Raw genomic sequence first — 22673 nt, 5'->3', positions numbered from 1 at the left:
CGTCCGGGTGCGGCTCTCCCCCGACGGTGCGGGTTACTTGATCTCGTTGATGCGGACGAGGTTGCCGGCGGGGTCGCGGAACGCGCAGTCGCGGATGCCGTACGGCTGGTCGGTGGGTTCCTGGACGACGTCGGCGCCGCTGGCCTGGATCTTTTCGAAGGTGGTGTCGAGGTCCGGGGTGGCGAGGACGATGCGGGCGTAGGTGCCCTTGGCCATGAGTTCGAGGATGGTGCGGCGTTCGGGGTCGGTGAGGCCGGGGTCGAGGGCCGGGGGTTCCAGGACGATCGAGGTCTGCGGCTGGTCGGGCGGGCCGACGGTGATCCAGCGCATGCCGCCGTAGGCGACGTCGTTGCGTACCTCGAAGCCGAGGGTGTCGCGGTAGAAGGTGAGGGCCTTCTCGGGGTCGTCGGCGGACAGGAAGCTCTGGTGGATGCTGAGGTTCATGGGTTTCAGGCTAGGTCGGTGCGGGTGGGGCCCGCTTCTCGATTCCTGATCGGTCGTCTGATCTGTTTGGCGACGCAGGCGGGGATGCCGTTGCCCTCCCCCGCTGCCAGGCGGCGGTAGGCGCTGGGTGACATGCCGACGAGTTCGGAGAAGCGGGTGCTGAAGGTGCCCAGTGAGGAGCAGCCGACGGCGAAGCAGGTGTCGGTGACGGACATGTCGCCGCGTAGCAGCAGGGTCATGGCGCGTTCGATGCGGCGGGTCATGAGGTAGCTGTAGGGCGATTCGCCGTAGGCGGCGCGGAATTCGCGGCTGAGGTGCCCGGCGGAGAGGTGTACGCCGCGGGCGAGTGCTTCGACGTCGAGGGGTTGGGCGTAGTCGCGGTCGATCCGGTCCCGGACGCGGCGCAGCAGGACGAGTTCGCGCAGGTGTGGGTCGGGTCTGTCGCTCACGGTGTTCAGGGTGCCCGACGGGGTGGGTGGTTGCCTAGTCGGCGGTGTGGGCTGTGCGGTGGTTGCGGGCGTGGGGGGCGTACGGGTGGAGTGGTGGGTGTCTGGTTTTGCGGGGTGGGTGGGGGCGCGGGAGGATCTTGAGCGCTCCCCCGGCGGGTGATGGGTGGGTTGGTGGTGGTTTTGTCGGTGGGGCCTGGTAGAACTTACGTCGTTGGAACATGTGTTCGATGCTGAGGAGGGTTGATCGATGGTGGTGGCGCGGACCGGTGTGCGAGGGCTGGGCACGGAGGAGTTGCAGGCGATCCGCGACGGGCTGGCGGCGGGGCGTAAGCCTCGGGTGATGTTCACGGAGTCGGCGGGTCAGATCGCGGGTCAGGTGGGCCAGGTGGTGGCGCTGACGGATCCGGCGGAGTCCGATGAGTGGGTGGTGGTGAAGTTCGGGCGTGACGAGTTGCCGTTCGCCCCGGCGGATCTGGAGGTGGCGCCGAAGGGTCCGGTGAAGAAGGTTGCCGCTCCCCCGGCGCCGGCTGAGCCGGAGAAGGTGGAGCCGGAGTTCGTGCTGGATTCGCCGCCGCCGGTGGCGGCTCCCGCAAAGGTGGCGGAGGAGACCGCGGCTCCGGCGCCGGCCCCGGCTCAGCGCACCAAGACTCCGGCGCGGGCGGCTAAGCCCAAGCCGCCGTCGGGCCTGACGGTGACGTTGTCGTACACCGATGGTGAGTGGACGATCGCGGCGAATCAGGGTTCGAAGGCGTTGGCGAAGCCGTATGTGGTGCGTCCGGCGGAGGCTATGCGGATGGTGGCGCTGGTCGACGTGCCGGGTGTGCAGGAGGCCGTGGAGCAGATCGTGTCGTCGGAGCGTGCCGAGGCGGAGCAGCAGGCGGAGCGGTTGCGGGCGGAGCTGGCGGAGATCGAGGCTCGGTTGCAGGAGTTGAACGACGCGAGCTGAGGGCCGGCCACTCCCCCGGCGGTGAGCACGCGGCTGTGAGAGAGCAGCTGTGTGATGACGGCTGCCGGAATGCTGCGGTGGGCGATCGGCTGTGGCAGGGATCGGCTGTGGCAGGGATCAGTGGTGGCAGGGATCGGCTGTGGGAAAGCCCGGCTCGTGGCAGGCGGGCTTTCCGGTGGTCAGCGGCGGCCGCTTGCCGGTCGGCTGGGTGGTGCTCGGCGAGGGTGACCGTTTGCCGGCTGAGGCTGGGTGGGGCTGGCTGGTACCCAGCGTGGCCGGGTGGTGCTCAGCGTGCTCAGCGTGGCTGGGTGGTGGCGGTGGATACTTGCTGGTGGGGGTGGGTGTTCCTGTCGGTGGGGATTCGGACGGTGATGGTGGTGCCGGGTGGGTTGTCGTCGGTGGTGGCGATGATGGTGCCGCCGTGTTGTTCGATGATGGTGCGGGCCAGGGAGAGTCCGAGGCCGGTGCCGGGGACGGCGTTGGTGATGGCGTGCTGGGTGCGGAAGAAGCGCTGAAAGAGCCGTTCGCGTTCGGCGGCGGGGATGATCTGGCCGGTGTTGGCGACGGTGAGTTGGATGATGGGCCCGTCGGTGGTGATGGTGGCGGTGATGCGGCTGCCGGTGTCGGCCCAGTTGGTGGCGTTGGTGAACAGTTCGTCGATGACCTGGGTGAGGCGGTGGGGGTCGCCCCACAGGATTGTCTCGCCGGGCAGGGTGATGTCGAAGTCGATGCCGGGGGCGGTGTGGCGGGCGGCGGCGTTCTGCACGATGGTGGTCAGGTCGGTGCGGTGGATGTCCATGGCGAGGTGGCCGGACTGCAGGCCGGCGATGTCGAGGAGTTTGTCGATGATGATGTGCAGGCGTCCGGTGTTGCGCTGGACGACCTGGAGCATCTCGGCGCGGTCGTCGGCGGGCAGGCCGGGGTCGTCGATCATGAGTGCGGTGTAGGACTCGATGCTGGTCAGTGGGGTGCGGATCTCATGGCCGACCAGGGCGATGTATTCGTCGCGGCTGTGCCCGAGCTCGGTGGTGAGGTCCCAGCCGCGGCGGCGTTCGAGGAATTGGCCGATGTGGGCGGCGATGCCGGTCATGACGGCGGTGCGGACGTCGTCGGGGTGTTCGGTGTAGGCGCTGTAGCAGGCGAGGACGCCGCGGGTGACGGATCCGATGGGTACGGGGACGGCTACCGCTGAGCGCAGGCTTCCCCAGTCGAGGGCTTGTGCGCGGGCGTCGGGGTCGGTGTTCAGGTCGGTGGCCCAGGTGACTTCGGAGCTTTGCCAGGCTCGTCCGGGCGTACCTTGGCCGTGGTTGAGGTGGTCCGGTAGGCCGGGTGGCAGCTGGTGGCGGTTGTCGGTCCAGTGCAGGTGGCGGCGCAGGACGTTGCCGACCTCGTCGATGGCCCAGAATTCGGTGGCGGCCCAGTCGAGCATCCGGCCGATGGTGGCGATGGCTTCGAGCAGGAGTTCGTCGGCGGGGCTGGTGTCGGAGCCGGAGAGTTGGCGCCGGATGGTGAGTTCGCAGTCTTTGAGCATGGCGGCGGAGTGCCGGTGGGTGACGTCCTGCAGTGTGACCACGGCGCCCAGTGGGTCGCCGGCGGCGTTGGTGATGGGCTGGGCGTCGGCGAGCAGCAGGGACGGTCGTTGTTGTGGTCGTTCGACTTCGATCTCGGTGTCGTGGAGCCGTTCGCCGGCGAGGGCGCGGATGAGTGGTTCGACGGCGGGTGGTGGGGTGGCGGCGGGGTGTCGTTTCCAGGTGCGCAGGTCGGTGCCGCCGGGTAGCCGGCCGTTGAGGTCTTCGTTGGCTTTGTTCGAGAACACGAGCCGTCCGTGGGCGTCGCAGGCGGCTACTCCGGTCTGCAGGCTGTCGAGCAGGGCGGCGAGCAGTCGCCGGGCGTCGTCGGCGTGTGCGGCGGAGCGTTGTTCGATGACGAAGGCGGTGCAGGTCTGCGCGGCGAGGTCGACGGCGGTGAGGTGTTCGGGTAGCCATTGGCGTGGCTGGTGGTCCAGGACGGCGCAGACCCCGGTGACGGCGCCTTCGACGTCGCGGATGGGGTATCCGACGTAGGCGCGTCCCCCGTCCGCGGGTACGCCGACGGGGTCGGTGGTTTCGGCGGTGACGTCGCTGATGACCAGGGGTGTTCCCTGCGCGATGACGAGTCCGGCGAGCGTCGAGGTGACGAGTACGGACGGTGCGTGCGCCCATTGAGACGGCAGCCCGTATGCGCCGACGAGCCGTAGTTGTTCCCCGTCGAGGAGGTGGACCATGGCGGCGGGTGCGTGCGCGGCCTGCGCTGTGAGCGCTGACAGGTGGCCGGCGGCGGCCTGTGACAGTCCCCCGGTCCGCAGATCCATCCGGCCGGGTGCCGACTCACTCACCCGCTTTGCCACAAAGTTCAAGAAAAGTATGTTACGCCCGAACGGGTGCGGTTGGGGCCGGTGGCAGCGGGTTGCGGCACTCCGCGGACCCGATCGCCAGGATCGCGCCGGTGGTGACTTGTTCGAGGTCCTTCACGTACGGGGGTTCGCCGTCGTGGACGGTCACGAAGGTGATGTCAGCGACGTAGACATCTTCGTCGTCCATGTCGACCGCGCTGATCGTGAGGTAGGCGACGGCCGCCGGGTGGTCCGGGTGTTCCTCATTGAGCCGGTAGAGCGCCGCCAGGGAAAAAGCGACCCCACGGCGCGCAAGGTCGGCCGCCCTGCTCCGCGATGGCCCGGTGAGGTCCAGGTCGGGTATGCCGCGTCCATTGACGGCAGCCTCGTAGCCGGTGAGGTCGGTGAAGGCATCCGGGGAGCCCGAGTATGTGGCCAGGAAGCGGCGCAGCAGCCAGGCTCCGCGGTCGTCCCGAGTCCAGCCCTCGTCGACGGCAAGGCTGAGTCGACGGCAAGGCTGAACAGAGCCGGCAGGTCTTGGTGGGATGCGTGATCCCACAGGCTCGCACCGGCTAGCTCCGTGAATATGGATACAGGGACACGATGGGGTGCAGGGGGCACGCGGTCATGGGTGGAGTGGGGTGCGACGGGGGGTGACGGTGCGGTGGGAGATGCGCCAGCCGGTGGGGGTTTGGCGGAGGGTGTCGTCGTAGGTGACGCTGCCGCAGAGGCCGTCGGTGGTGATGCCGAGGCCTTTGGAGCGGGCACGGACCGTGCCGTCGGGGGTGGTTTCGACGCGGATGTTGGTGACGTGGTGGGCGACGGGGTTGCGGTCGCCGAGGGCCTGGGCGGCCGCGGTGATCGCTGCGAAGCCCGTCAGGACGCCGCCGCCGAGGGCGGTCACGTCGTAGGTGATGTCTTCGGTGAACAGGGTGGGGAGCTGGTCGAAGGCGCCATCGTCCATGAGGTGGCCGTGCAGGGCCAGCAGTTCGTGGATGGCCAGCCGGTCGTCGGTGGTCAGCATCAGGCGCCTCCCGATGACTGGGTCAGGGCGGCTCTGACGAGGTCGAGGGCCTGCTGGGAGGTGAGGCCGAGGGAACGGGTCGTTTCGGCGTACCTGTGGGCTGCTTTCTGGGCTGCCTCGGGCGTGCGGGCAGCAGCGGCGGTGACCACAGTGCCGGCTCGGCCGCGGGTTTCGACGAGGCCGGCCTGTTCGAGTTCGCGGTAGGCGCGGGCGACGGTGTTGACGGCGAGGTTGAGGTCGTTGGCCAGGTGGCGGACCGGGGGCAGGCGGGTGCCGGCGGGCAGGGTGCCTTCGGCGGCGAGGGCGGCGATGCGCAGGCGGACCTGTTCGTAGGGTGGGGTCGGGGACTGCGGGTCGATGGTGATGTCCACGGGGATGCGGCGCTCCTGGGTCGTGGGTCAGAGCAGGCGCGGCGGGGTGTTGCCGGCTGCGGTGACGGCCCGGCGCAGCGGGACCATCGCGAGCAGGATGCCACCGGCGACGAAGAAGACCACGAGCGACACGATGCCGATGCGGTAGCTGTTGGTGAGCTGGTAGACCAGGCCGAACGCGAGGGGGCCGAGCCAGCTGGTGCCTTTGTCGCTGATCTCGTAGAAGCCGTAGTACTCGCCTTCGCGGCCCGCGGGGATGAGCTGGCTGAACATGGATCGGCTCAGGGCCTGGCTGCCACCCATGACCAGGCCGATGCCGGCGCCGAGGGCCATGAACGGCAGGGACATGCCTTCGGGGAGCCAGAACGCGGCGAGGATGACGACCAGCCACAGGCCCAGGGAGATCAGGACGGTGTTCTTCGCGCCGATGCGGGTGGCGAGCAGGCCCAGCAGCAGGGCACCGCCGAACGCCAGGAACTGCACGATCAGGATCGTGACGATCAGGGTGGACTGTGGCAGGTGGAGCTCTTCGGTGCCGTACTGGCTGGCCAGGGAGATGACGGTCTGGATGCCGTCGTTGTAGACGAGGAAGGCGGCCAGGAAGAACAACGTCAGCGGGTACGCCTTCAAGCTGCGCAGGGTGTACCCGAGTTGCCGGAAACCGCCGGTCAGGACGTTACCGCCGGTGGAGACGGTGGCGGTGGGGTGCTCGCGGAGCCAGAGCAGCGGGATGAGGGTGAACGCCGCCCACCACACGCCGGCGGACACGATGGACCAGCGGGCCAGGTCGAGGGTGCGCTGGTCGTCGCCGTCGACGCTGAGGGTGATCACGGCGACGAGGTTCAGGGCGAGCAGCACGCCGCCGCCGAGGTAGCCGATGGCCCAGCCCCGGCTGGAGACCTTGTCGCGTTCGTCGGGGCCGGCCAGGCGGGGCAGGAACGAGTTGTAGACGACCACGGACGCCCCGAACGACACGTTTGCGATGATGAACAGCAGCCCGCCGAGCAGGTAGCGGTCCCCCGTGACGAACGCGATGGCGATCGTGGCGGCGGCGCCGGTGAACGCGGTCGCGGCGAGCAGGGGTTTCTTGCGGGGTGCCCGGTCGGCGACCGCGCCCATGACCGGCAGGACGAACACGGTCAGCAGCACCGACAGCGACACGAGGTACGGGAAGTACGAGCCCGCGGCGATGCTGAGGCCCAACGGGTGCACGCGGCCGTCGCAGGTGTCCGCGCCCAGTGCGCAGCCGGCGGCGAGCTCCGTGACCGTGGTCAGGAACGGGCCCAGGAACACCGTGATGACGGTGGTCGAGAACGCCGAGTTGGCCCAGTCGTAGAAGTACCAGCCGGTGCGTTCCCGCCGGGTGCTGTCCGGCGCGGTGGTTGCGGTCATGGCCGCAGATGATGTCATCCCGGGGTGGGTGTCCGGGACCCCGGCGCGATGGTTTTCCCGGTGTTTGTCAGCCGTTCTCGCTCCACCAGCGGGCCAGGGCGCTGGTGGCGGGGTCCTCGGAGCCGGCGAGGGTGGCCCACGGGTCGGCGCCGGGTGGCAGGTCCTCGGCGGCGTACGCGGCGAGTTCGGTGGCGGTGACCGGGGTGACCGGCGTCGTGACCGGGTCGACGACGCCGAGGCTGCCGGTGTCGATCCAGGGGAAGCCGTCGACGGGTTCGGGGAGCGGGCCGACGTCGACCAGCGGCGGGAACGCGGTGATCGGGTCGTCGAGGTGCTCGGCGGTGGCGTCGGGGTCGGCGCCGATCGGGCCGAGGACGTGCCCGTCGGTGATGTCGGCGACCGGGTGGTGCTCGGCGAGGTCGTCGGCGGGCGAGTCGTCGTGGACCGGTTCGTGGACGTCCTCCACGACGGCGTGATGATCGTCCACCTGGTCGTCGGCGCCGAAGTGGTCACCGTGGTCGAGGTGGCCGGCTGCGGGGTCCTCCCAGGCGGGGGTGTGGTCCGCTTCCTCCCACGGGGTGTCGGGCAGGTCCTCGTGGTGGGGGATGTGGTCGCCGTGGTGATCGGCGAAGTCCGGCCAGCCGTGTTCGTCGCTCATCAGATCTCCTGACCGAGAGGTGCGGGGGCGGGTGCCAGGGCGCGGGCCCGGGTGAGTACGTCGTCCACGTGACGCAGATGACCGCGCAGCTGCTGCAGCTCGGCGCTCACCTCGGTGCGCCGCCGTGAGCGTCCGGCGGCGTCCTCGGCGGCGGCCGCGTCGATGTCGGCGACCTGCGCGTCGAGTTCCCGCAGGCGGCGTTCGACGGCGTCGTCGACGGCGACGCCGAGGGCGTACTGAAGGTCGGTGAAGCGGTAGGAGATCTCGTCCTGCAGTGCGGCGCGGGCCTCGCCGAGGACGTCGCGCAGCCACAGCCGGGCCTGTTGCCGGTCGGTCTGGACGCGGCGGTGGTAGAGGACGTATCCGCCGGCGGCGAGGCCGAGACCGAGGCCGGCGACGGGGATCAGCAGTCCCCCGGCGACCGCACCGCCGACGCCGAGCACGGACGCGCCGAACGCGGCGCCACGCCCGGCCATCATCGCGATGCCGCCGGCGGACAGGGCGATGAGCAGGTTGTCACCGGAGCCGTCACGGGGGGCGTTCGCGTCGAGGGTGTGGCGCAGGGTCGCGTTGAGCCGGTCGAGGACGGCCGACAACTCGTCGTTGTCGAAGACCTGCGCCAGGACCCGCTCCCCGACCTGCCGGAACGTGGCCCGCAGGTCGTCGGACAGGGTCACCGCGAGGGCCTGCAGCCGGGTGTCGACCTCGTCGGGCAGCCCGGTGAGGGCCTCCCCGCGGCGTTTGTCGACGCTGTCGGTGAATTCCTGCTGCAGGGCGCCGATCTTCGTACGCAGGGTGGAGACCATCTCGACGCGGGCGCGTTGCGTCTCGGTGTTGAGCAGCAGCGCCCACTGCCGCGACTCGGTGCGTTTGCGGGCGGCGAGCGCGGCCCGGTCGGCGCGGACCTTCGCAGCGCCCGCCGGGTCGGCCTCCGCGGCGCGCAGCCGGGCCGTCGCGGCCTGTTCCTGCCGGCCGAGCTCGGCGCGGGCGGCGCGGAGCACGTTCGCGAGTTGCAGCTGGTGACCGCGGCCGGCGAGCTCGACCAGGGCGTGCTGCAGACCGGCGATGTGGGACGCGTCGACCAGGGGGGCCTGCTCGGCGGCGGGCATGGACAGGGCCAGCTCCGCGAGCCGCGCCGACACCGGGAACCAGGGGGCGTCGGCGAACCGGGGTGCCTTGGCCCGCAGCAGGGTGCGGTTGTCGTCGGCGATGCGCCGCCACCCGGGGAACGCGTCGACCTTCGTCAGCGCGAACACCACCGTGTCGACGCGTTCGCTGGCGGCGGCGAGGAAGTCGAGCTCGGGTTGCGACAACGGCGACGACGCGTCCGCGACGAACAGCAGCGCCGTGGCCCGCTCCACCGCGTCGAGCGCGACCGCGGTGTGGGCCGGGTCGAGACCACCGACGCCGGGGGTGTCGATCAGCGTCACGTACTGCAGCAGCGGCGCCGGGTGGGTCAGCTCGATACGCCGCGGCCCGCGTCCCCCACCGGGCAACCCCCGGCCGGTCGCCCACGCTCGCAGCTGCCGCGCATCGACGTCGACGGGCTCAGGGACACCCGGAACGTACGCCGCGGCGCTCAGCGTCGGGCCGGGGGTGAAGTGCAGGTAGGTGGCGGTCGCGACGGCCGCGTCGACCGGGGACAGCCCCGGCACCCCGAGCAGCGCGTTGATCAGGCTGCTCTTGCCGCGTTTCGTCTCCCCGACCAGCACGATCGAGGGCCGGGTGACGCGGCGCCGGCGCAGGTCGGCGAGCTCGGCGGCCGCGTCGGAGTCGGTGGCGCGGACCGCGGCGAGCGCGTCGCGGACCGCCGTGTCGAGGTCCTTGCCGAGGTCGCGGGTCACCATCGGGTCACCTCGCTGCCTGCGCGGATGCCGTCGCCGTTTCGGATGCTCTGGGCGAGCAGGTGGAAGCCGCGCTGGGCGACCTGCGCGACCCGGGACTGGGCGGGACCGGCACCGGCGACGGCGTAGACGCGCCACCTGTTCGCGGCCTCGACCGCGGCGGCGGCGAGCTCGTCCGGGCCGGCCTGCGGGCGGCGCAGCACCCAGCGCGGGTCGTCGGAGGTCGCCAGCCGGATCAGCTCCTGCTCCCAGGCGACCGGGAGCGCGACCCGGCCGGTCGCGACCCGCTGGGCGACTTCGAGCAGCCGCAGCCGGTGATAGGCGGGCTCGCGCAGCAACCGTTCGGTGGCGTCCTGCAACACCTCCCGGTCGGGGCCGGCGGGGGTGTGCCCGGCGATCCGCTCGAGCCGGGACAGCGCCCACCCGGACTTGATCGCGTCGGCACGCCACCGCAGGGTCTGTTCCAGGGTGTTCTGCAGCCGTGGGAACCCCGACGCCGCCACCAGGCGGCGCACGAGCTCACCGGTGCCGAGCTGCGGGTCGGCGGCCAGCTGGGCGAGGGAGAACCCGATGCCGTACAGGTCGAGCAGGCCCAGCAGCCGTTCGCGGTGCTCGGCGCTGACCGGGGCGGGCCGGGTGCGGAACAGGTCGACGGAGGCGAGCAGCACCTGCAGCTCACCGGCCGGCAGCGTGGACAGCCGTTGCAGGGCGGCGCAGTCGGCGCTGGTGAGGCGCCCGGACTCGCCGGTCTCGGCGAGCAGGCCCGCGACGGGGATCACCTCGGACACCGTACGCGCCAGCAGGCCCGCCTGCTGCTCCGCGAGGGGCCCGGCGACCGGCCACGGGTCACCGGCTCCACCGACGAGCGTGTCGACCTTGCCGAACACGCCGAGCGCGTTGATCGGGCTCGACGCGAGCCGTGCCGACGCGGCCCGGAACGCCTCCAGCGCGCGGACGTCGTCGGCACGGACGGCCTGGGTGAACACGTACACGACGGCTTCGGCGGCGGCGACCTCCTGCGAGGAGTCCTCGTCGATGTCACCGTCGAACGGTGCGGTCGCGGCCTCCCCCAGCTGCGCCGCTGCCCGCGCGGACACCTGCGTGTCGGACGACGCCAGGCCGGGGGTGTCGACGACGGTCAGGTCCCGCAGTTTCGCACTCGTCAGGGTGACATCGAGGTACGCGACCCGCCCGGCCGAGACACCGAGGCGTTGCGGGATCATCCCGTCGTCGTCGAGTGGGAGGCTGCGCCGGGTCCCGTCGCGCAGCACCGCGTCGACCCGGTCAGCGGTCCCGTAACGGAACCTGGTGACGACGCGGGTGCACTCACCGGCGGCTGTGGGGGCCACCCGGCGGCCTATCAAGGCGTTGACGAGTGTCGACTTTCCGGCTTTCAACCGCCCCGCGATCGCGACGCGCAGGGGTTCGCCGAGCCGCTCGCGGACGTATCGCACCTGTTCACCGGCCTCAGGGCCGACACCCGCGACGACGTCGTCACACAGGGTCGCGACCCGGGTGGTGAGGGGACCTACCATCACGACTCGTCAGCCGAGCACACATTCGGCGAGAATGTCAGCACTGCGGCCGTCGACGGCGACATGGTGGTCGAAGACAAGGCGGTCAGCCCTCCCGTGCACGGGCAGGGCCGGGTCGCCTGCCGCAGCACAAAGACTACGGACCGGGGATCGCGAGCGACTCCCTGGTTCGTGCCAAGGCAATGCCGCTCCGGGGGGCTGCGGCGGAATGGGGGCGTGCGTGTCACAACGGGACCTGGCCGGGCTGGCAGCCGCCCACCTGCGCCGACCGGGACTCGTCGTGCTCACCGGCGCCCCGGGCACCGGCCGCAGCACCCTGCTGCGCCGGATCGCCGGGACCGCACCCGGGCCGGTATTCACCGGCGGTGGCCTCGCCATGCTCGCTGCCACCCCCGCCCTGGCGCTGTCACGGGCCGTGAAAGCGCGGCTGCCCGCCCACGACGTGCCGCTGCTCGCCGAGGCCGTCCGGTCGCGGGTCCGCGGCGGGCTGCTCGTCCTCGACGACCTGCAGTACGCCGACCCGGCGACCCTGGCGGCCCTGCCGTATCTCGCCGCCCACGTGCGGGTCGTGGCCGCGCTGCGCACCCCGCACCGGCTGCCCGCCGGCACGATCACCGACCTGCGCGCGGCGGCGACGGCGTGGCTCGACGTGCAGGCCCTCACCGCCGGCGAAGCCGTCGACCTGGTCCGGCGCACCGCCCCGCAGCTCGACGAGCACGTCGTCACCACGGTCGCCGCCCGCGCCGGTGGTAACCCTCTCGCGGTGGTCACCCTGGCCCGGCAGGCCGGCAGTGGACGCGGCACCCCGGGCTCCGACATCGACCAGGTGGCGTATGCGATCGCGACCGCCCTGGCGGACCTGCCCCGGCCCGCCCGTACGGCGCTGGCCGCGCTCGGGCTGCTCGGCCGGCCCGCCCCCGCGGCGCTGCTCGGCCCCGGCGCCGCCGACCTGGCGCAGGCCGGGCTGATCGCCGACGAGGGCGACGGGGTCGTGCCCGTCTCCGCGTATTTCGCCGAGACCGCCGCCGGGCTGCTCGACGCCGACGCCCGCGTCGAGCTGCACCGGGCCCTGGCGACGCTGACCCCCGACGCGGAGGCCGCCCGGCACCTCGCCGCGGCCGGTGACGCGCAGGGTGCGTACCGCAAAGCGCTGACCGCCGCCGACCGTACGACCGGTGCTGACCGTGGTGATCTGCTGCTGTTCGCCTGTGACCTGCCCGGGGTCAGCCCCGACCCGCGGGTCCGGATCGCCGCCGCCGACGCGTTGCTGTCCGCGGGCCGCCCCCACGCCGCGGCCCGGGTCCTCACCACCACCGGGCCGCTCGGGGTGGAGGCCGACGTGCTGCGCGGTGAGGCCCTGTTGCAGGCCGGGGAGCCCGCAGCGGCCCGTGACGCGGTACGCCCGGTGCCGGATGCCGCCGCGCCTGCCGTGCTCGCCGCCCGGGACCGGATCCTGCTGCTCGCCGGTCTCGCCGCGGACCCGGGCGCCGCCCTGGACACCGCGGAGAAGATCGCCGCCCGCTATCCGACGCCCCCGCCCGGTGTCGCCGCCGCAATGGCCGCGGTGCGGGCCGCGCATCGCGTTCCCGGCTGGGACCGCGCCCTCGCCGCCGCCGGCGCGGACGGCGCTGACCCGCTGACCGGCAGGTGGAGTGCGTGGCTGCTCGTCGAGTATCTGATAGCCGACGCCCGCCTGACCGAAGCCGCCGCGTTCGCCCGGCACGCCGGGGCTGCCGCCGGTAACGCCGTCGCGTACAGCTGGCAGACCCGGTTCCTGGCCGTCGCCGACTGGGCCGACGTCCTGCACGGCACCCGCCCACCCGGCGACAAGGCCGGTGGCCCGGACGACAACGCCGTGGGCGGGCCGATAGAACCCAGCGCGGAAAGTGACACGGCCGTCGAGGACGTCGCGGATGCCGTGGTCCGCCGCGCCGGTGATCTCGCTGACCGGTCGCTGCCCGCCGACGCCCGCGGCTACGCCGTCGCCGCGACAGCCCTGGTCGAGGCCGACACCGGGCTGCTCGCCGCCGCGCGGGGGCGGCTCGCCGGGCCGGACCTGCACCCCGCCACCGCCTGGGTCGCACGGGAAGCGGCCTGGCTCGACGGGCAACCCGACCGTGCGACCCAGCCTCCCGCCGCCGGCCCGGCGGGGCTGCTCGGCGGGCTGCGGGAGATCACCCTGCTGTGGGCGGCGTTCGACGCCGGCAGCCCCACGGCCGCCGCGGCCCCCGTGACCGGGCTCCCCGCGGCCGCGCAGAACACGCTGACCGCGTGGGCGACCGGCACCGGTTTCCCCGCGGCCGCCGCCGGCTGGTCCGGGGTCGTGCTGCGGGAACAGATCCGCTGCCTGCTCGCCGCCGGGCTGCGGGAACCCGACCCGCAGCAGGCCGTCGGGGCGCTGCTCGAGGCCGAGAAACTCGCCGACGACGCCGGCCTGGTCGTCCTCGCCGGACGGGCCCGGCGGGGGCTGCGCCGCCATCACGTGCAACGCGACAGCCGCAGCCCCCGCTCCGGATCGAGGCTGACCCGCCGCGAGATCGACGTCCTGCGCCTGGTCGCCGCCGGGGAACCGACCCGCCGCATCGCAGGCCAGCTCGGCATCTCCACCGAGACCGTCGACACCCACATCCGGGCCGGGATGCGCAAACTCGGTGCCCGTACCCGTACCGAAGCCGCCGCCCTGGCCCTCACCCAGCTGGAACCCGAACCTGCCGCCCGGCACCGCGCGCAACCCGACCGTGAGGATGGCCGGTGACCCGACAACCCGACGCGCCCCGCCACGTCGTGACGTCCACCGCGGACGCCGACACCGTGGTCCGCCGCCTGTCCCGTGACGGCTGGTCCGTGCAGGAAGGTTTCGCCCTGACCGACGCCGCGTTCGACGTCAGCACGGAACGACTCGTCCTGCACGGCAGGATCAGCGACCCCGACACCCTGCAACTCGCCGTCCTGGCCGCGGCCCGCGGCGCCGGTGTCGTCGCGGTCTGTGACACCGACAGCCCGATGGGCCGCGCCCTGGTCGACGATCTGAGCCGCCTCGGCGCGGTCCAGCTCGGCGCCGGCCCCGGCACCCCCGCACCCGCGGCAGCCGACGACAACGGCACCGGCGTCGTGCCGCTGGTCCCGGAGCAACAGGCCCTGCTGGACAGGCTCGCCGCCGGTGATACGATCGCCGCGGCCGCGGCTGCCGAGTTCCTGTCGCTGCGCACCGCGAACAGGCGCATCGCGGAGGCCCGCGCGCTGTTCGGGGTCCGCACCACCCGTGAGGCCGTCCTGGCGTACCTGCGCCAGCGCGGCACAGGAGGCTGAACCGGATGAAGGACTATCTGCTCGACGAACTGCGGTCCACCCGCCGCGCGGTGGTGTGGAAACTCGACGGCCTGTCGGAATACGACATCCGGCGGCCGTTGACACCCACCGGGACGAACCTGCTCGGCCTGGTCAAACACCTCGCAACGCTGGAAGCCCGGTACTTCGGGGAGATCTTCGCCCGCCCGTTCCCGCAGCCACTGCCCCGGTGGCAGGACGCTGACGGCAGTGACCTGTGGGTGGCCCCGGACGAGACCCGCGAGCAGGTTGTCGGCTTCTACCGGCGGGCGTGGGAGCACGCGGACGCGACGATCACCGAGCTGCCCCTGGACACCCCCGGTCACGTGCCGTGGTGGCCGCGACCGGACGTGAAACTGTTCGGTGTGATCGTGCACGTCCTCAACGACACGAACCGGCACGCCGGGCACGCCGACATCCTGCGCGAGCACCTCGACGGCCGCACCGGGGTCGCCGACTGGGACGATCACCCGATCGACCAGGCTGCCCGCGACGCTCATCGGGCGATGATCGACAAGGCCGCGAAGGCGGCGGATCCGGGTCACCTGCGGCCCTGACGCTCTCAGTTCCCCCGGTCAGGGCCGCCGGCTGGTTACGGTCCGGGGATGAGAGCTGTCCAATTCGTTGAGTACGGCCCCCCGGGCGTCGTCCACGTCGCCGAGGTGAGCGAACCCCATGCCGGGCCGGGCACGATCCGGATCGCGGTCCGCGCGTCCGGGTTCTCCGCCGGGGAAACCCTGATCCGCTCCGGGCGGATGCGGGACACGATGCCGGTGCGGTTCCCGTTCCGGACCGGGTTCGACGCGGCCGGTGTCGTCGACGAGGCCGGCCCCGGGGTGAGCGGCGTCGAGGCCGGCGACGAGGTGTTCGGATGGACCGCTGCCCGGGGTGCGAACGCCGACTTCACGGTCCTGCAGGCATGGGCGCCGAAACCGCCCGCGTGGAGCTGGGCGCAGGCCGGCGGCGCCGCCGGCAGCGCCGAGACCGGTGTCCGCGTCCTGGACCTGCTCGCCGTCACAGCCGGCCAGACGGTGCTGGTGCAGGGCGCGGCCGGTGGGGTCGGCACGGTCACGGTGCAACTCGCGGTCGCCCGCGGAGCCCGGGTGATCGGTACGGCCAGCGCTCCCAATCATGATCTGCTGCGCTCGCTCGGCGCGGAACCCGTCGTCTACGGGCCGGGCCTGCCCGACCGGGTCCGGGCCCTCGGAGGGGCCGACGCCGTGGTCGACTGCGCGGGCGGGTCCCTGCCCGACCTGATCGCCATCGCCGGGGACCCCGCGAAAGTGATCACGATCGCCGACCTCGGCGCCGCGGGCCACGGCGTGCACCTGTCCCACGGCGGTGTCGACGCTCTCGCCGTACACAGCCTGGGTATCGCCGTGGACCTGGCCGCTCAGGGCCGCCTGCAACTGACCGTCGCGGCGCAATTCCCCCTGGAACAGGCCGCCGCCGCGCACGAGCTGAGCGAGACCCGCCACGCCCGCGGCAAGATCGTCCTGATCACCGGAGGCCCTGAGCACCGGAGGCTCAGCGGCGGGTGCGGGACAGGTCGACGGGGCGGGTCGGGTCGACGTGGTGCGGCAGGCGGGGTTCGGTGGGGCGTAGCGGGGCGAGGGTGTCGGTGAGGGCCTGGATGATGCGATCGGTGGCGCGCCTGGCCCGGGCGCCGGGTGAGCCGGTCAGCCCGGACAGGTCGACGAGGTCACCGAAGTGGACGTGGACGACCGGGCGGCGCGCCAGGGTGCTCAGGATCGAGCGGATCAGCCGGGCCGGGGTCGTGTAGGGCAGGACCTCGTGGGTGCCCCATTGCGCGACGGCCAGGACGGGGGCGCCGGACAGGGCCGCCATCCGGGCGACGCCGGTCTTGCCGCGTTCGGGCCACATCCACGGGTCGAGTCCGATGCGGCCCTCCGGGTACACCAGCACCACCGACCCGGCCCGCAGTGCCGCCGCGGCGGCGGGCAGGGCGTCGGCGACGCGGTCGGTGTTGCGGTCGACGCGCAGGTGCCCGCTGGCGCGTAACGCGGCCCCGGCGATCGGTGCGTCGAACAGTCCGCCGGTGGCCATGAACCGTGGTGCCATCCCGGCGCGGTGGCAGGCGGCGGTCATGACGATCGGGTCGACCGGGCCGACGTGGTTCGCGGCGAGGATCAGCGGCCCGTGCCGCAGCCCGGCGGGGACGGCTCCGGTGACTCTCAGCCGGCACATCGTGGGGACGAGGACCCGGGAGAGCAGCAGCAACGCCCGCCACAACCACGGCACCCGCCACGACGTCTCCATAACGCCGCCATGATCGCACGGGTTAATCCGGTTGCGGCCCGGCGGAGCACGCGGCATGGTGGAGGTCAGCCGAGACCGAGGAGCTATTTCTTCCGTGTGATACCGACCCGACCCGTGTGACGCCGCCCCCTGGGTAAGTGCGTCCGGGTCGCCGTGTCAGTTCTGGTATCTGCCGCACGCGGAGGCGCTTGTGTTGAAGGCTGTGTCGCTCGCTCATTCCCACGACGGTGATCTGTTGTTCACCGGGTTCGACCTGGTGCTCGGCGCCGGGGACCGGGTCGGGGTCGTCGGCCCGAACGGTGCCGGGAAGACCACTCTGCTGCGGATCCTCGCCGGGGAGCTGACACCGTCGCACGGTCACGTCACGCTCGGCCCGGGGACCCGGGTCGGGTATGTGCCGCAGCAGGTGCCCGGCGCGGAGCAGGCCACGATCGGGGAGTTCCTGAGCGCGGGCCTCGGCGAGCTGGCCGGGGTGCTGACCCGGATGCGGCACCTGGAACAGCAGCTGGCGGACGGTGCTGACGTGCTCCGCGCGTACGGTGAGATTCAGGAGCGGTGGACCGCCCTGCGGGGGTGGACCGCTCAGGCCCGTGTCGATCAGGCCCGGGAAAGGCTGGGGATCGCCCACCTGGACGGCACCCGCGGGTTGCAGGAGATCTCCGGCGGTGAGCAGGCCCGGCTGCTGCTGGCCCGGGCCCTGCTCGACGACCCGGACGTGCTGCTGCTGGACGAGCCCACGAACCATCTCGACGCCGAGGGCGCGGCCTGGCTCGCGCAGTGGCTGGCCGATTATCCCGGCGGGGTCCTCGCTGTCAGCCATGACCGGGCGTTCCTGGATCAGGCGGTGACCCGGGTCATCGAGTTCGACGGGATCCATGAGCAGGCCCAGGACTATCCCGGCGGCGGGTACAGCGTCTACCGGGCGGAGAAGACGCGGCGGTGGCGCAAGCTGCTGCTCGACTACGAGGCGCAGGAGAAGGACCGGCTGCGGTGGGAGGCCGACATCGCGCAGACCCTCGCGCAGGCCCGCGGGGTGGAGACGACGGTGCGGTCCGGGGTGGAGGCCCCGCATCTGCGGCGGATCGCGAAGAAGGTCGCGAAGAAGGCGAAGGTCCGCGAGCGCAGGTTGCGCCGGCAGATGCAGTCGCTGCGGTGGATCGAGCAGCCCCGCACCCGGCCACCGCTGACGCTCGCGTTCCCCGGCGACGAGGACACGGCCGGGCAGGTCGTGGCGAAACTCGACGATCTGGTCGTGCGGCGCGGGGACAGGATCATGGTCACCGGGCGTAACGGTTCCGGGAAGACAACCCTGCTGCGGGCGTTGGAGCGGGCCGCGGACGTGCCGGTGGCGGTGCTGCCGCAGACCGATGCCGGGCTGCGGAGCCCGGTCACGGTGGTTGACTACTTCCGGTCGCAGATCCCCGTGTACGCCGACGACGCCGAACGGCTCCTGCAGGCGCACCAGTTCGGCGCCGACCAGTGGCAGGCGCCGTTGCGCAGCCTGTCCGCCGGGGAGCTGCGCCGGTTGCTGCTGGCGGTGATGGTGAACAGCCCGGCGCGGGTGCTGCTGCTCGACGAGCCGACGAACTTCCTCGACTTCGACGCCCTCGACACCCTGGAGGCGGCGTTGCGGGCGTACCGGGGGACGGTGGTGGTCGTCACCCATGACCGGTATTTCGCCGCGGCGGCAGGGGCGGGCCAGACCTGGCATGTCGCGCACGGCCGGGTGACGGTGAGCTGAAATCATGTCGGGATGACGTCACTGGTTCCCCGCCAGCCACATCCCGGCACTGTCGACACCGCGGGCAGCGCTGAGCAGGTCACCGAGGCGTGGCTGGCGAACCGGCGGTTGTCGCCGCACACCCGGGCCGCGTACCGCCGCGATGTGGGTGGCTGGCTCGCGTGGTGCGCGGCCCGGGAGCTGGATCCGTTGCGGGCGTCGTTCCTGGACGTCAACGCGTACGCGCGGGGCCTGGAAGCTTCGGAGCTGGCGCCGGCGTCGGTGGCGCGGAAACTGTCCGGGTTGTCGAGCTGGTACGACTTCCTGACGAAACTGCGTGCGGTGGATCACAACCCGGTTGCCGGCGCGGACCGCCCGTACGTGTCCCGTGACCATTCGGGGACGATCGGGCTGGCCCCGCAGGAGGTCGACGCGCTGCTCGCCGCCGCGGACGCGGACACGGGCCCGTCGGCGGCCCGGCACCGGGCGGTGCTGACGTTGCTCGCGGATCTGGGGTTACGCGTCGGGGAGGTCTGCGGCCTGGATGTCGCCGACCTGGGTTATGAGCGGGGTCACCGCAGTCTGCGGTTCATCGGCAAGGGCGGCCGGCCGCGGCGGCGGGCGCTGACCCCGGCGGCGGCGCAGACCCTGGACGCGTACCTGCAGGAACGCGCCGCGGCGGAAGGCACGGCCGTGGACCGTCTCGACGGGGCGTTGCTGGTCACCTCGGGCGGGACCCGCATCGACCGGCACGCGGTGTTCCGGCTGGTGCGGCGGCTGGCGAAGGAGGCGGGGATCGCGAGCTGGGCGAAGCTGTCCCCGCACTCGCTGCGGCACTCGTTCGCGACGACCGCCCGCGCCGAGGGTGTTCCGCTTGAAGACGTCCAGGATGCCATGGGTCACGCCGATCCGCGGACGACGCGCCGCTACGATCGGGACCGGCACAACCTGGACCGTGATCCGTCGTACACGCTCGCGGCGGCCCGTGCCCGCCGCAACGCCTCGTGATCGCACCCCCTATTCTCGACGCCGTCGTCGATCACGGATGAGGTTGGGTTGAACATTTTCGAAGCGGTGCTGCTGGGTGCGGTGGAAGGTTTCACCGAATTCCTGCCCATCTCCAGTACCGGTCACCTGACCATCGTGGAGAAACTGCTCGGCTATCAGATCGACGCGCCGGACATCACCGCGTTCACGGCGATCATCCAGTCGGGTGCCGTGTTCGCGACGCTGATCTTCCTGCGGACCGACATCGTCAGGATCATCGGGGCGTGGGTCAAGGGCGTGTTCAGCTCCGCGCAGCGCTCGAACGCCGACTACCGGTTCGGCTGGGCCGTCATTCTCGGTTCCATCCCCATCGGTATCGCCGGTCTGCTGTTCCAGGACGCGATCGAGACGACGCTGCGCTCGTTGTGGTTCGTCGCCGGTGCGTTGATCGTCTACAGCTTCGTGATGTGGTTCGCCGACCACGCCGCCACCGAGGTCCGCCACGCCGAGGACGTGACGTGGAAGGACACCCTGATCATCGGCATCGTGCAGTGCCTCGCCGTGATCCCCGGCGTGTCCCGCTCCGGGTCGACGATGACCGCCGGTCTGCTGCGTGACCTCGACCGGGTGACGGTGACGAAGCTGTCGTTCTTCCTGAGCATCCCCGCCCTGTTCGGCGCGACCATCCTGCAGACCTACGAGAACTACGACGGCATCTCCTCGGCCAACGGCGGCGTCGGCTGGACCGCGACGATCACCGCCACGATCGTGTCGTTCATCGTCGGCTGGTTCGCCGTGTCGTGGCTGCTGAAGTTTGTCGCGAAGCACTCGTACTCGATCTTCATCGGCTACCGCCTGGTCCTGGGTTCGCTGCTGCTGGTCCTGCTCGCCACCGGGACGATCGACGCGAAGTAATCCGGGTGAGGGTGTCGCATTCATTGACGTTCGTTGTTTTATAGCCCACTCCGGCGTTAACGTAGCGCGTGCAAGCCAGCACGGTGCGTTGATGATTGAGGAGGCTTCCGTGGGTGATGTGGTGACCGACCGGCTGCCGTTGTTCCCGTTCCTCAGCCCCGGCGACGACCCTTTCACCCCGGTGGGCGGGGCTGATCTGCGCCGCCTCGACGGGCCCGTGACCCGGGTGAGGCTGCCGACCGGCGGGTGGACGTGGCTGGTCACCCGGCACGGCGATGTGAAGCAGATGCTGCGCTCGGACGCGTTCAGCGCCGACATGGCCCGGCCCGGGTTCCCGCTGCTGCGCCAGGCGCCGCCGCAGACACCGGAGGGCCGCCGGGGTGGTTTCATCCGGATGGACGGCGAGGAGCATCTGCGGTTGCGCCGCATGCTGACCGCCGAGTTCATGATCAAGAACATTCGGCGGATCGAACCGCTGATCGGCGATGTCGTCGACGGCGCCCTCACCGCGCTGCAGGCCGGGCAGCGACCCGCGGATCTGGTCGCCGGGTTCGCCCTGCCGGTCCCGTCGCTGGTGATCTGTCACCTGCTCGGGGTGCCGTACGCCGATCATGGGTTCTTCCAGCAGCGCAGCGCGATCCTGCTCGACCGCACCGCCGGCCCCCTCGCCGTGCGGGACGCGGTCACGGGGCTGCGGTCGTATCTGGGCCGGCTCATCGAGGACAAACGCGTCAGCGGAACGCCCGGCGACGACCTGCTCGGCAGGCTGATCACCGAGCGGGTCCGCACCGGGGAGCTCGAGGTCGGTGAGCTGATCGGGATGGCGTTGCTGCTGCTGATCGCCGGGCACGAGACGACCGCGAACATGATCGGCCTCAGTGTCCTGTTGCTGCTGCAGCACCCACAGGTGTGGGACCGGCTGCGCGCCGAACCCGCGCAGGCCGACGCGGTGGTGGAGGAGTTGCTGCGGTATCTGACGATCGTGCGGCAGGGACTGCCCCGGCAGGCGATCCGCGACGTCGAGGTCGGGGGCCGGCGGATCCGGGCCGGGGAGCCCGTCACCGCGCTGTTGTCGCTGGCGAACCGGGACGCGGAGGTGTTCGACGCTGCGCAGGAGTTCGACCCGTACCGGGAGGCGCATCAGCATCTCGCGTTCGGGTTCGGGGTGCACCAGTGCATCGGGCAGCCCCTGGCCCGCGCCGAGCTGCGGATCGCGTTGACCGGGCTCGCGGCCCGGCTGCCCGGGTTGCGCCTGGCCGCCGACCCGGCGGACCTGCCGAAACGCGACAACTCCATCGTGTACGGGCTGGCCGAACTGCCGGTGACGTGGTGAGCGGGGTCACCGCGGACCGGGATGTGTGTGTCGGGGCGGGGATGTGTGTGCTGACCGCGCCGGAGCTGTTCGATCAGGACGACGAGGGTCTCGTGGTCCTGATCGACGGCAAGCCCGACCCGGACCCCGCACTGACGCAGCGGGCGGTGCTGCTGTGCCCGTCCGGGGCCCTGCGGGTCACAGGAAGTTAGCGGCGGGCTGGGGTTCGCGGCCCAGCAGGGTGGCGAGCTGCGGGTCGACGCCGGCGAAGTCGCCGCGCCGGGCAGCCTGGTAGAAGCCGAGCAGGAACCGCGCCATGAACTCCGGGGTGCCCCGCTCGACCTGCGCGGCGAGCCACGCGTCGTCGTCGAGCAGCTCGACGGTGACCGTCCGGCCGGCCAGTTCGGAGGCGGTGACGGCGAGCTCGGCGAACGTCGGTGCGGCGTTCGCGGTGATCGTGACGGGACCGTCGAAGCCTGTGCCCGCCGCGAGGATCACGGCGGCGGCCTGCGCGGAGTCGTCGCGGGCCGTCCAGGACACGGGACCGTCGCCGGGGACGGCGATGACGCCGGTCTCGCGCCAAGGGCCGGTCATCCAGGTGAGGCTGTGGGCGTAGAAACCGTTACGCAGCGACGTCCACGCGATCCCGGACCGTTCGAGGAGCTGTTCGGTCTCGCCGTGGTCGCGGCCCGGCTTGAACGCGGTGTCGAGCAGGGCGTTCTGGTGGCTGGTGTAGAGGATCCGGCCGGCCTTCGCCGCGACGGCCGCGTCGATCGCGGCGCTGTGCAGGGCGACCGCGTCGGCTTTCGGGTCGCTGGAGGAGACGAGCAGCAGCTGGTCGGCGCCGTCGAACGCGGCGGGCAGGCCCGCGGGGTCGGCGTAGTCGCCGTGGCGGACCTCGACGCCGAGGTCGGCGAAGCGCTGGGCTTTGCTGACGTCGCGGGCCACGACGGCGATCTGCGTGGCCGGGACGAGGGTGAGCAGGTGGTCGACGGTGGCGCCGTTGAGGGCTCCGGTCGCTCCGGTGATGACGATCATGGTGACACTCCAGGTGATATCAGCGTTTCGCCATTGACGTTAACACTGGAATCACGGCGA

21 protein-coding genes and 1 pseudogene are annotated in these 22673 nt (G+C 71.9%); 10 read left to right on the top strand and 12 right to left on the bottom strand.

All coding sequences use genetic code 11. From position 1 onward, the window contains the following. Window positions 1-33: 33 nt before the first annotated feature. Window positions 34-444 (bottom strand): VOC family protein, encoded by a 411-nt coding sequence (locus Ahu01nite_RS05230; protein WP_203835232.1) that lies wholly within the window; start codon window positions 442-444, stop codon window positions 34-36. Window positions 445-449: 5 nt separating this feature from the next. Next, a complete protein-coding gene (locus Ahu01nite_RS05225; protein ID WP_239158626.1) occupies window positions 450-893 on the bottom strand; it encodes a helix-turn-helix transcriptional regulator in 444 nt (147 codons plus the stop codon). A 247-nt stretch (window positions 894-1140) separates the two neighbouring features. On the opposite strand from Ahu01nite_RS05225, the gene Ahu01nite_RS05220 reads away from it, so the two are divergent. Then, window positions 1141-1839, top strand: a complete 699-nt coding sequence (locus tag Ahu01nite_RS05220) for a hypothetical protein (RefSeq protein WP_203835231.1) — start codon at window positions 1141-1143, stop codon at window positions 1837-1839. A gap of 295 nt (window positions 1840-2134) precedes the next feature. On the opposite strand, the gene Ahu01nite_RS05215 is transcribed toward Ahu01nite_RS05220, so the two are convergent. The 8 genes from Ahu01nite_RS05215 to Ahu01nite_RS05180 all read right to left on the bottom strand — a co-directional run bounded on the left by Ahu01nite_RS05215 (window position 2135) and on the right by Ahu01nite_RS05180 (window position 11034). Next, window positions 2135-4225, bottom strand: coding sequence for a sensor histidine kinase (locus tag Ahu01nite_RS05215; protein WP_239158654.1), 2091 nt, complete (start codon window positions 4223-4225; stop codon window positions 2135-2137). Between the two features lie 19 nt (window positions 4226-4244). After that, complete coding sequence (locus tag Ahu01nite_RS05210) at window positions 4245-4769, bottom strand: hypothetical protein (RefSeq protein WP_203835229.1); 525 nt, start codon at window positions 4767-4769, stop codon at window positions 4245-4247. Between the two features lie 66 nt (window positions 4770-4835). Continuing rightward, entirely contained in the window at window positions 4836-5234 is a 399-nt protein-coding gene (locus Ahu01nite_RS05205) for a nuclear transport factor 2 family protein (protein WP_239158625.1), read from the bottom strand. Further along, complete coding sequence (locus tag Ahu01nite_RS05200) at window positions 5234-5605, bottom strand: GntR family transcriptional regulator (RefSeq protein WP_203835228.1); 372 nt, start codon at window positions 5603-5605, stop codon at window positions 5234-5236. The genes Ahu01nite_RS05205 and Ahu01nite_RS05200 overlap by 1 nt, the downstream gene beginning before the upstream one ends. A gap of 27 nt (window positions 5606-5632) precedes the next feature. After that, window positions 5633-7015 (bottom strand): MFS transporter, encoded by a 1383-nt coding sequence (locus tag Ahu01nite_RS05195; RefSeq protein ID WP_203835227.1) that lies wholly within the window; start codon window positions 7013-7015, stop codon window positions 5633-5635. Window positions 7016-7064: 49 nt separating this feature from the next. Next, window positions 7065-7655 (bottom strand): hypothetical protein, encoded by a 591-nt coding sequence (locus Ahu01nite_RS05190; protein ID WP_203835226.1) that lies wholly within the window; start codon window positions 7653-7655, stop codon window positions 7065-7067. After that, on the bottom strand, window positions 7655-9502 hold the full coding sequence (locus Ahu01nite_RS05185; RefSeq protein WP_203835225.1) for a dynamin family protein: 1848 nt from the start codon (window positions 9500-9502) through the stop codon (window positions 7655-7657). Before Ahu01nite_RS05185 ends, Ahu01nite_RS05190 begins: the two co-directional genes overlap by 1 nt. After that, window positions 9496-11034: a dynamin family protein gene (locus Ahu01nite_RS05180; RefSeq protein ID WP_203835224.1), complete on the bottom strand. Its 1539-nt coding sequence runs from the start codon at window positions 11032-11034 to the stop codon at window positions 9496-9498. The genes Ahu01nite_RS05185 and Ahu01nite_RS05180 overlap by 7 nt, the downstream gene beginning before the upstream one ends. 220 nt (window positions 11035-11254) lie before the next feature. On the opposite strand from Ahu01nite_RS05180, the gene Ahu01nite_RS05175 reads away from it, so the two are divergent. The 4 genes and pseudogenes from Ahu01nite_RS05175 to Ahu01nite_RS05160 form a co-directional block, all read left to right on the top strand. After that, window positions 11255-13789, top strand: coding sequence for a LuxR C-terminal-related transcriptional regulator (locus Ahu01nite_RS05175; protein ID WP_239158624.1), 2535 nt, complete (start codon window positions 11255-11257; stop codon window positions 13787-13789). Further along, window positions 13786-14343, top strand: coding sequence for a LuxR family transcriptional regulator (locus Ahu01nite_RS05170; protein WP_203835222.1), 558 nt, complete (start codon window positions 13786-13788; stop codon window positions 14341-14343). Before Ahu01nite_RS05175 ends, Ahu01nite_RS05170 begins: the two co-directional genes overlap by 4 nt. Window positions 14344-14348: 5 nt before the next feature. Continuing rightward, entirely contained in the window at window positions 14349-14918 is a 570-nt protein-coding gene (locus Ahu01nite_RS05165) for a DinB family protein (protein ID WP_203835221.1), read from the top strand. Window positions 14919-14966: 48 nt separating this feature from the next. After that, window positions 14967-15866 (top strand): annotated as a pseudogene (locus Ahu01nite_RS05160) (NADP-dependent oxidoreductase); the annotation flags it as partial. Window positions 15867-15888: 22 nt separating this feature from the next. Here Ahu01nite_RS05160 and Ahu01nite_RS05155 read toward each other — a convergent pair. Further along, window positions 15889-16641, bottom strand: coding sequence for a lysophospholipid acyltransferase family protein (locus tag Ahu01nite_RS05155; RefSeq protein WP_203835219.1), 753 nt, complete (start codon window positions 16639-16641; stop codon window positions 15889-15891). 190 nt (window positions 16642-16831) lie between these two features. Here Ahu01nite_RS05155 and Ahu01nite_RS05150 point away from each other — a divergent pair, with 190 nt between their 5' ends. The 5 genes from Ahu01nite_RS05150 to Ahu01nite_RS05130 all read left to right on the top strand — a co-directional run bounded on the left by Ahu01nite_RS05150 (window position 16832) and on the right by Ahu01nite_RS05130 (window position 21787). Continuing rightward, window positions 16832-18382 (top strand): ABC-F family ATP-binding cassette domain-containing protein, encoded by a 1551-nt coding sequence (locus Ahu01nite_RS05150; protein WP_203835218.1) that lies wholly within the window; start codon window positions 16832-16834, stop codon window positions 18380-18382. Between the two features lie 12 nt (window positions 18383-18394). Continuing rightward, window positions 18395-19369, top strand: a complete 975-nt coding sequence (locus Ahu01nite_RS05145) for a tyrosine-type recombinase/integrase (RefSeq protein ID WP_203835217.1) — start codon at window positions 18395-18397, stop codon at window positions 19367-19369. Between the two features lie 48 nt (window positions 19370-19417). Continuing rightward, window positions 19418-20263: an undecaprenyl-diphosphate phosphatase gene (locus Ahu01nite_RS05140; RefSeq protein WP_203835216.1), complete on the top strand. Its 846-nt coding sequence runs from the start codon at window positions 19418-19420 to the stop codon at window positions 20261-20263. A 91-nt stretch (window positions 20264-20354) separates the two neighbouring features. Then, window positions 20355-21596 carry a cytochrome P450 gene (locus tag Ahu01nite_RS05135; RefSeq protein ID WP_239158623.1) on the top strand — a complete coding sequence of 414 codons (1242 nt, stop codon included), beginning with the start codon at window positions 20355-20357 and terminating at the stop codon, window positions 21594-21596. Beyond that, the gene (locus Ahu01nite_RS05130; protein WP_275411706.1) at window positions 21593-21787 is read left to right on the top strand and encodes a ferredoxin; all 195 of its coding nucleotides are present in this window, start codon (window positions 21593-21595) and stop codon (window positions 21785-21787) included. The genes Ahu01nite_RS05135 and Ahu01nite_RS05130 overlap by 4 nt, the downstream gene beginning before the upstream one ends. On the opposite strand, the gene Ahu01nite_RS05125 is transcribed toward Ahu01nite_RS05130, so the two are convergent. Continuing rightward, complete coding sequence (locus Ahu01nite_RS05125; RefSeq protein WP_203835215.1) at window positions 21774-22613, bottom strand: NmrA family NAD(P)-binding protein; 840 nt, start codon at window positions 22611-22613, stop codon at window positions 21774-21776. The genes Ahu01nite_RS05130 and Ahu01nite_RS05125 overlap by 14 nt on opposite strands. Window positions 22614-22673: the final 60 nt, after the last annotated feature.

Origin of the sequence: Winogradskya humida (assembly GCF_016862215.1) — a bacterium.
Taxonomy (GTDB): domain Bacteria; phylum Actinomycetota; class Actinomycetes; order Mycobacteriales; family Micromonosporaceae; genus Actinoplanes; species Actinoplanes humidus.
The sequence above is the reverse complement of the archived record's forward strand: the minus strand, read 5'-3'. Positions and strand labels throughout refer to the sequence as shown.

Coding starts and splice junctions, on each gene's coding strand:
- Ahu01nite_RS05230 (WP_203835232.1), bottom strand. CDS start 444: ATGAACCTCAGCATCCACCAGAGCTTCCTGTCCGCCGACGACCCCGAG.
- Ahu01nite_RS05220 (WP_203835231.1), top strand. CDS start 1,141: ATGGTGGTGGCGCGGACCGGTGTGCGAGGGCTGGGCACGGAGGAGTTG.
- Ahu01nite_RS05205 (WP_239158625.1), bottom strand. CDS start 5,234: ATGCTGACCACCGACGACCGGCTGGCCATCCACGAACTGCTGGCCCTG.
- Ahu01nite_RS05195 (WP_203835227.1), bottom strand. CDS start 7,015: ATGACATCATCTGCGGCCATGACCGCAACCACCGCGCCGGACAGCACC.
- Ahu01nite_RS05190 (WP_203835226.1), bottom strand. CDS start 7,655: ATGAGCGACGAACACGGCTGGCCGGACTTCGCCGATCACCACGGCGAC.
- Ahu01nite_RS05185 (WP_203835225.1), bottom strand. CDS start 9,502: ATGGTGACCCGCGACCTCGGCAAGGACCTCGACACGGCGGTCCGCGAC.
- Ahu01nite_RS05180 (WP_203835224.1), bottom strand. CDS start 11,034: ATGGTAGGTCCCCTCACCACCCGGGTCGCGACCCTGTGTGACGACGTC.
- Ahu01nite_RS05165 (WP_203835221.1), top strand. CDS start 14,349: ATGAAGGACTATCTGCTCGACGAACTGCGGTCCACCCGCCGCGCGGTG.
- Ahu01nite_RS05155 (WP_203835219.1), bottom strand. CDS start 16,641: ATGGAGACGTCGTGGCGGGTGCCGTGGTTGTGGCGGGCGTTGCTGCTG.
- Ahu01nite_RS05145 (WP_203835217.1), top strand. CDS start 18,395: ATGACGTCACTGGTTCCCCGCCAGCCACATCCCGGCACTGTCGACACC.
- Ahu01nite_RS05135 (WP_239158623.1), top strand. CDS start 20,355: ATGATTGAGGAGGCTTCCGTGGGTGATGTGGTGACCGACCGGCTGCCG.
- Ahu01nite_RS05125 (WP_203835215.1), bottom strand. CDS start 22,613: ATGATCGTCATCACCGGAGCGACCGGAGCCCTCAACGGCGCCACCGTC.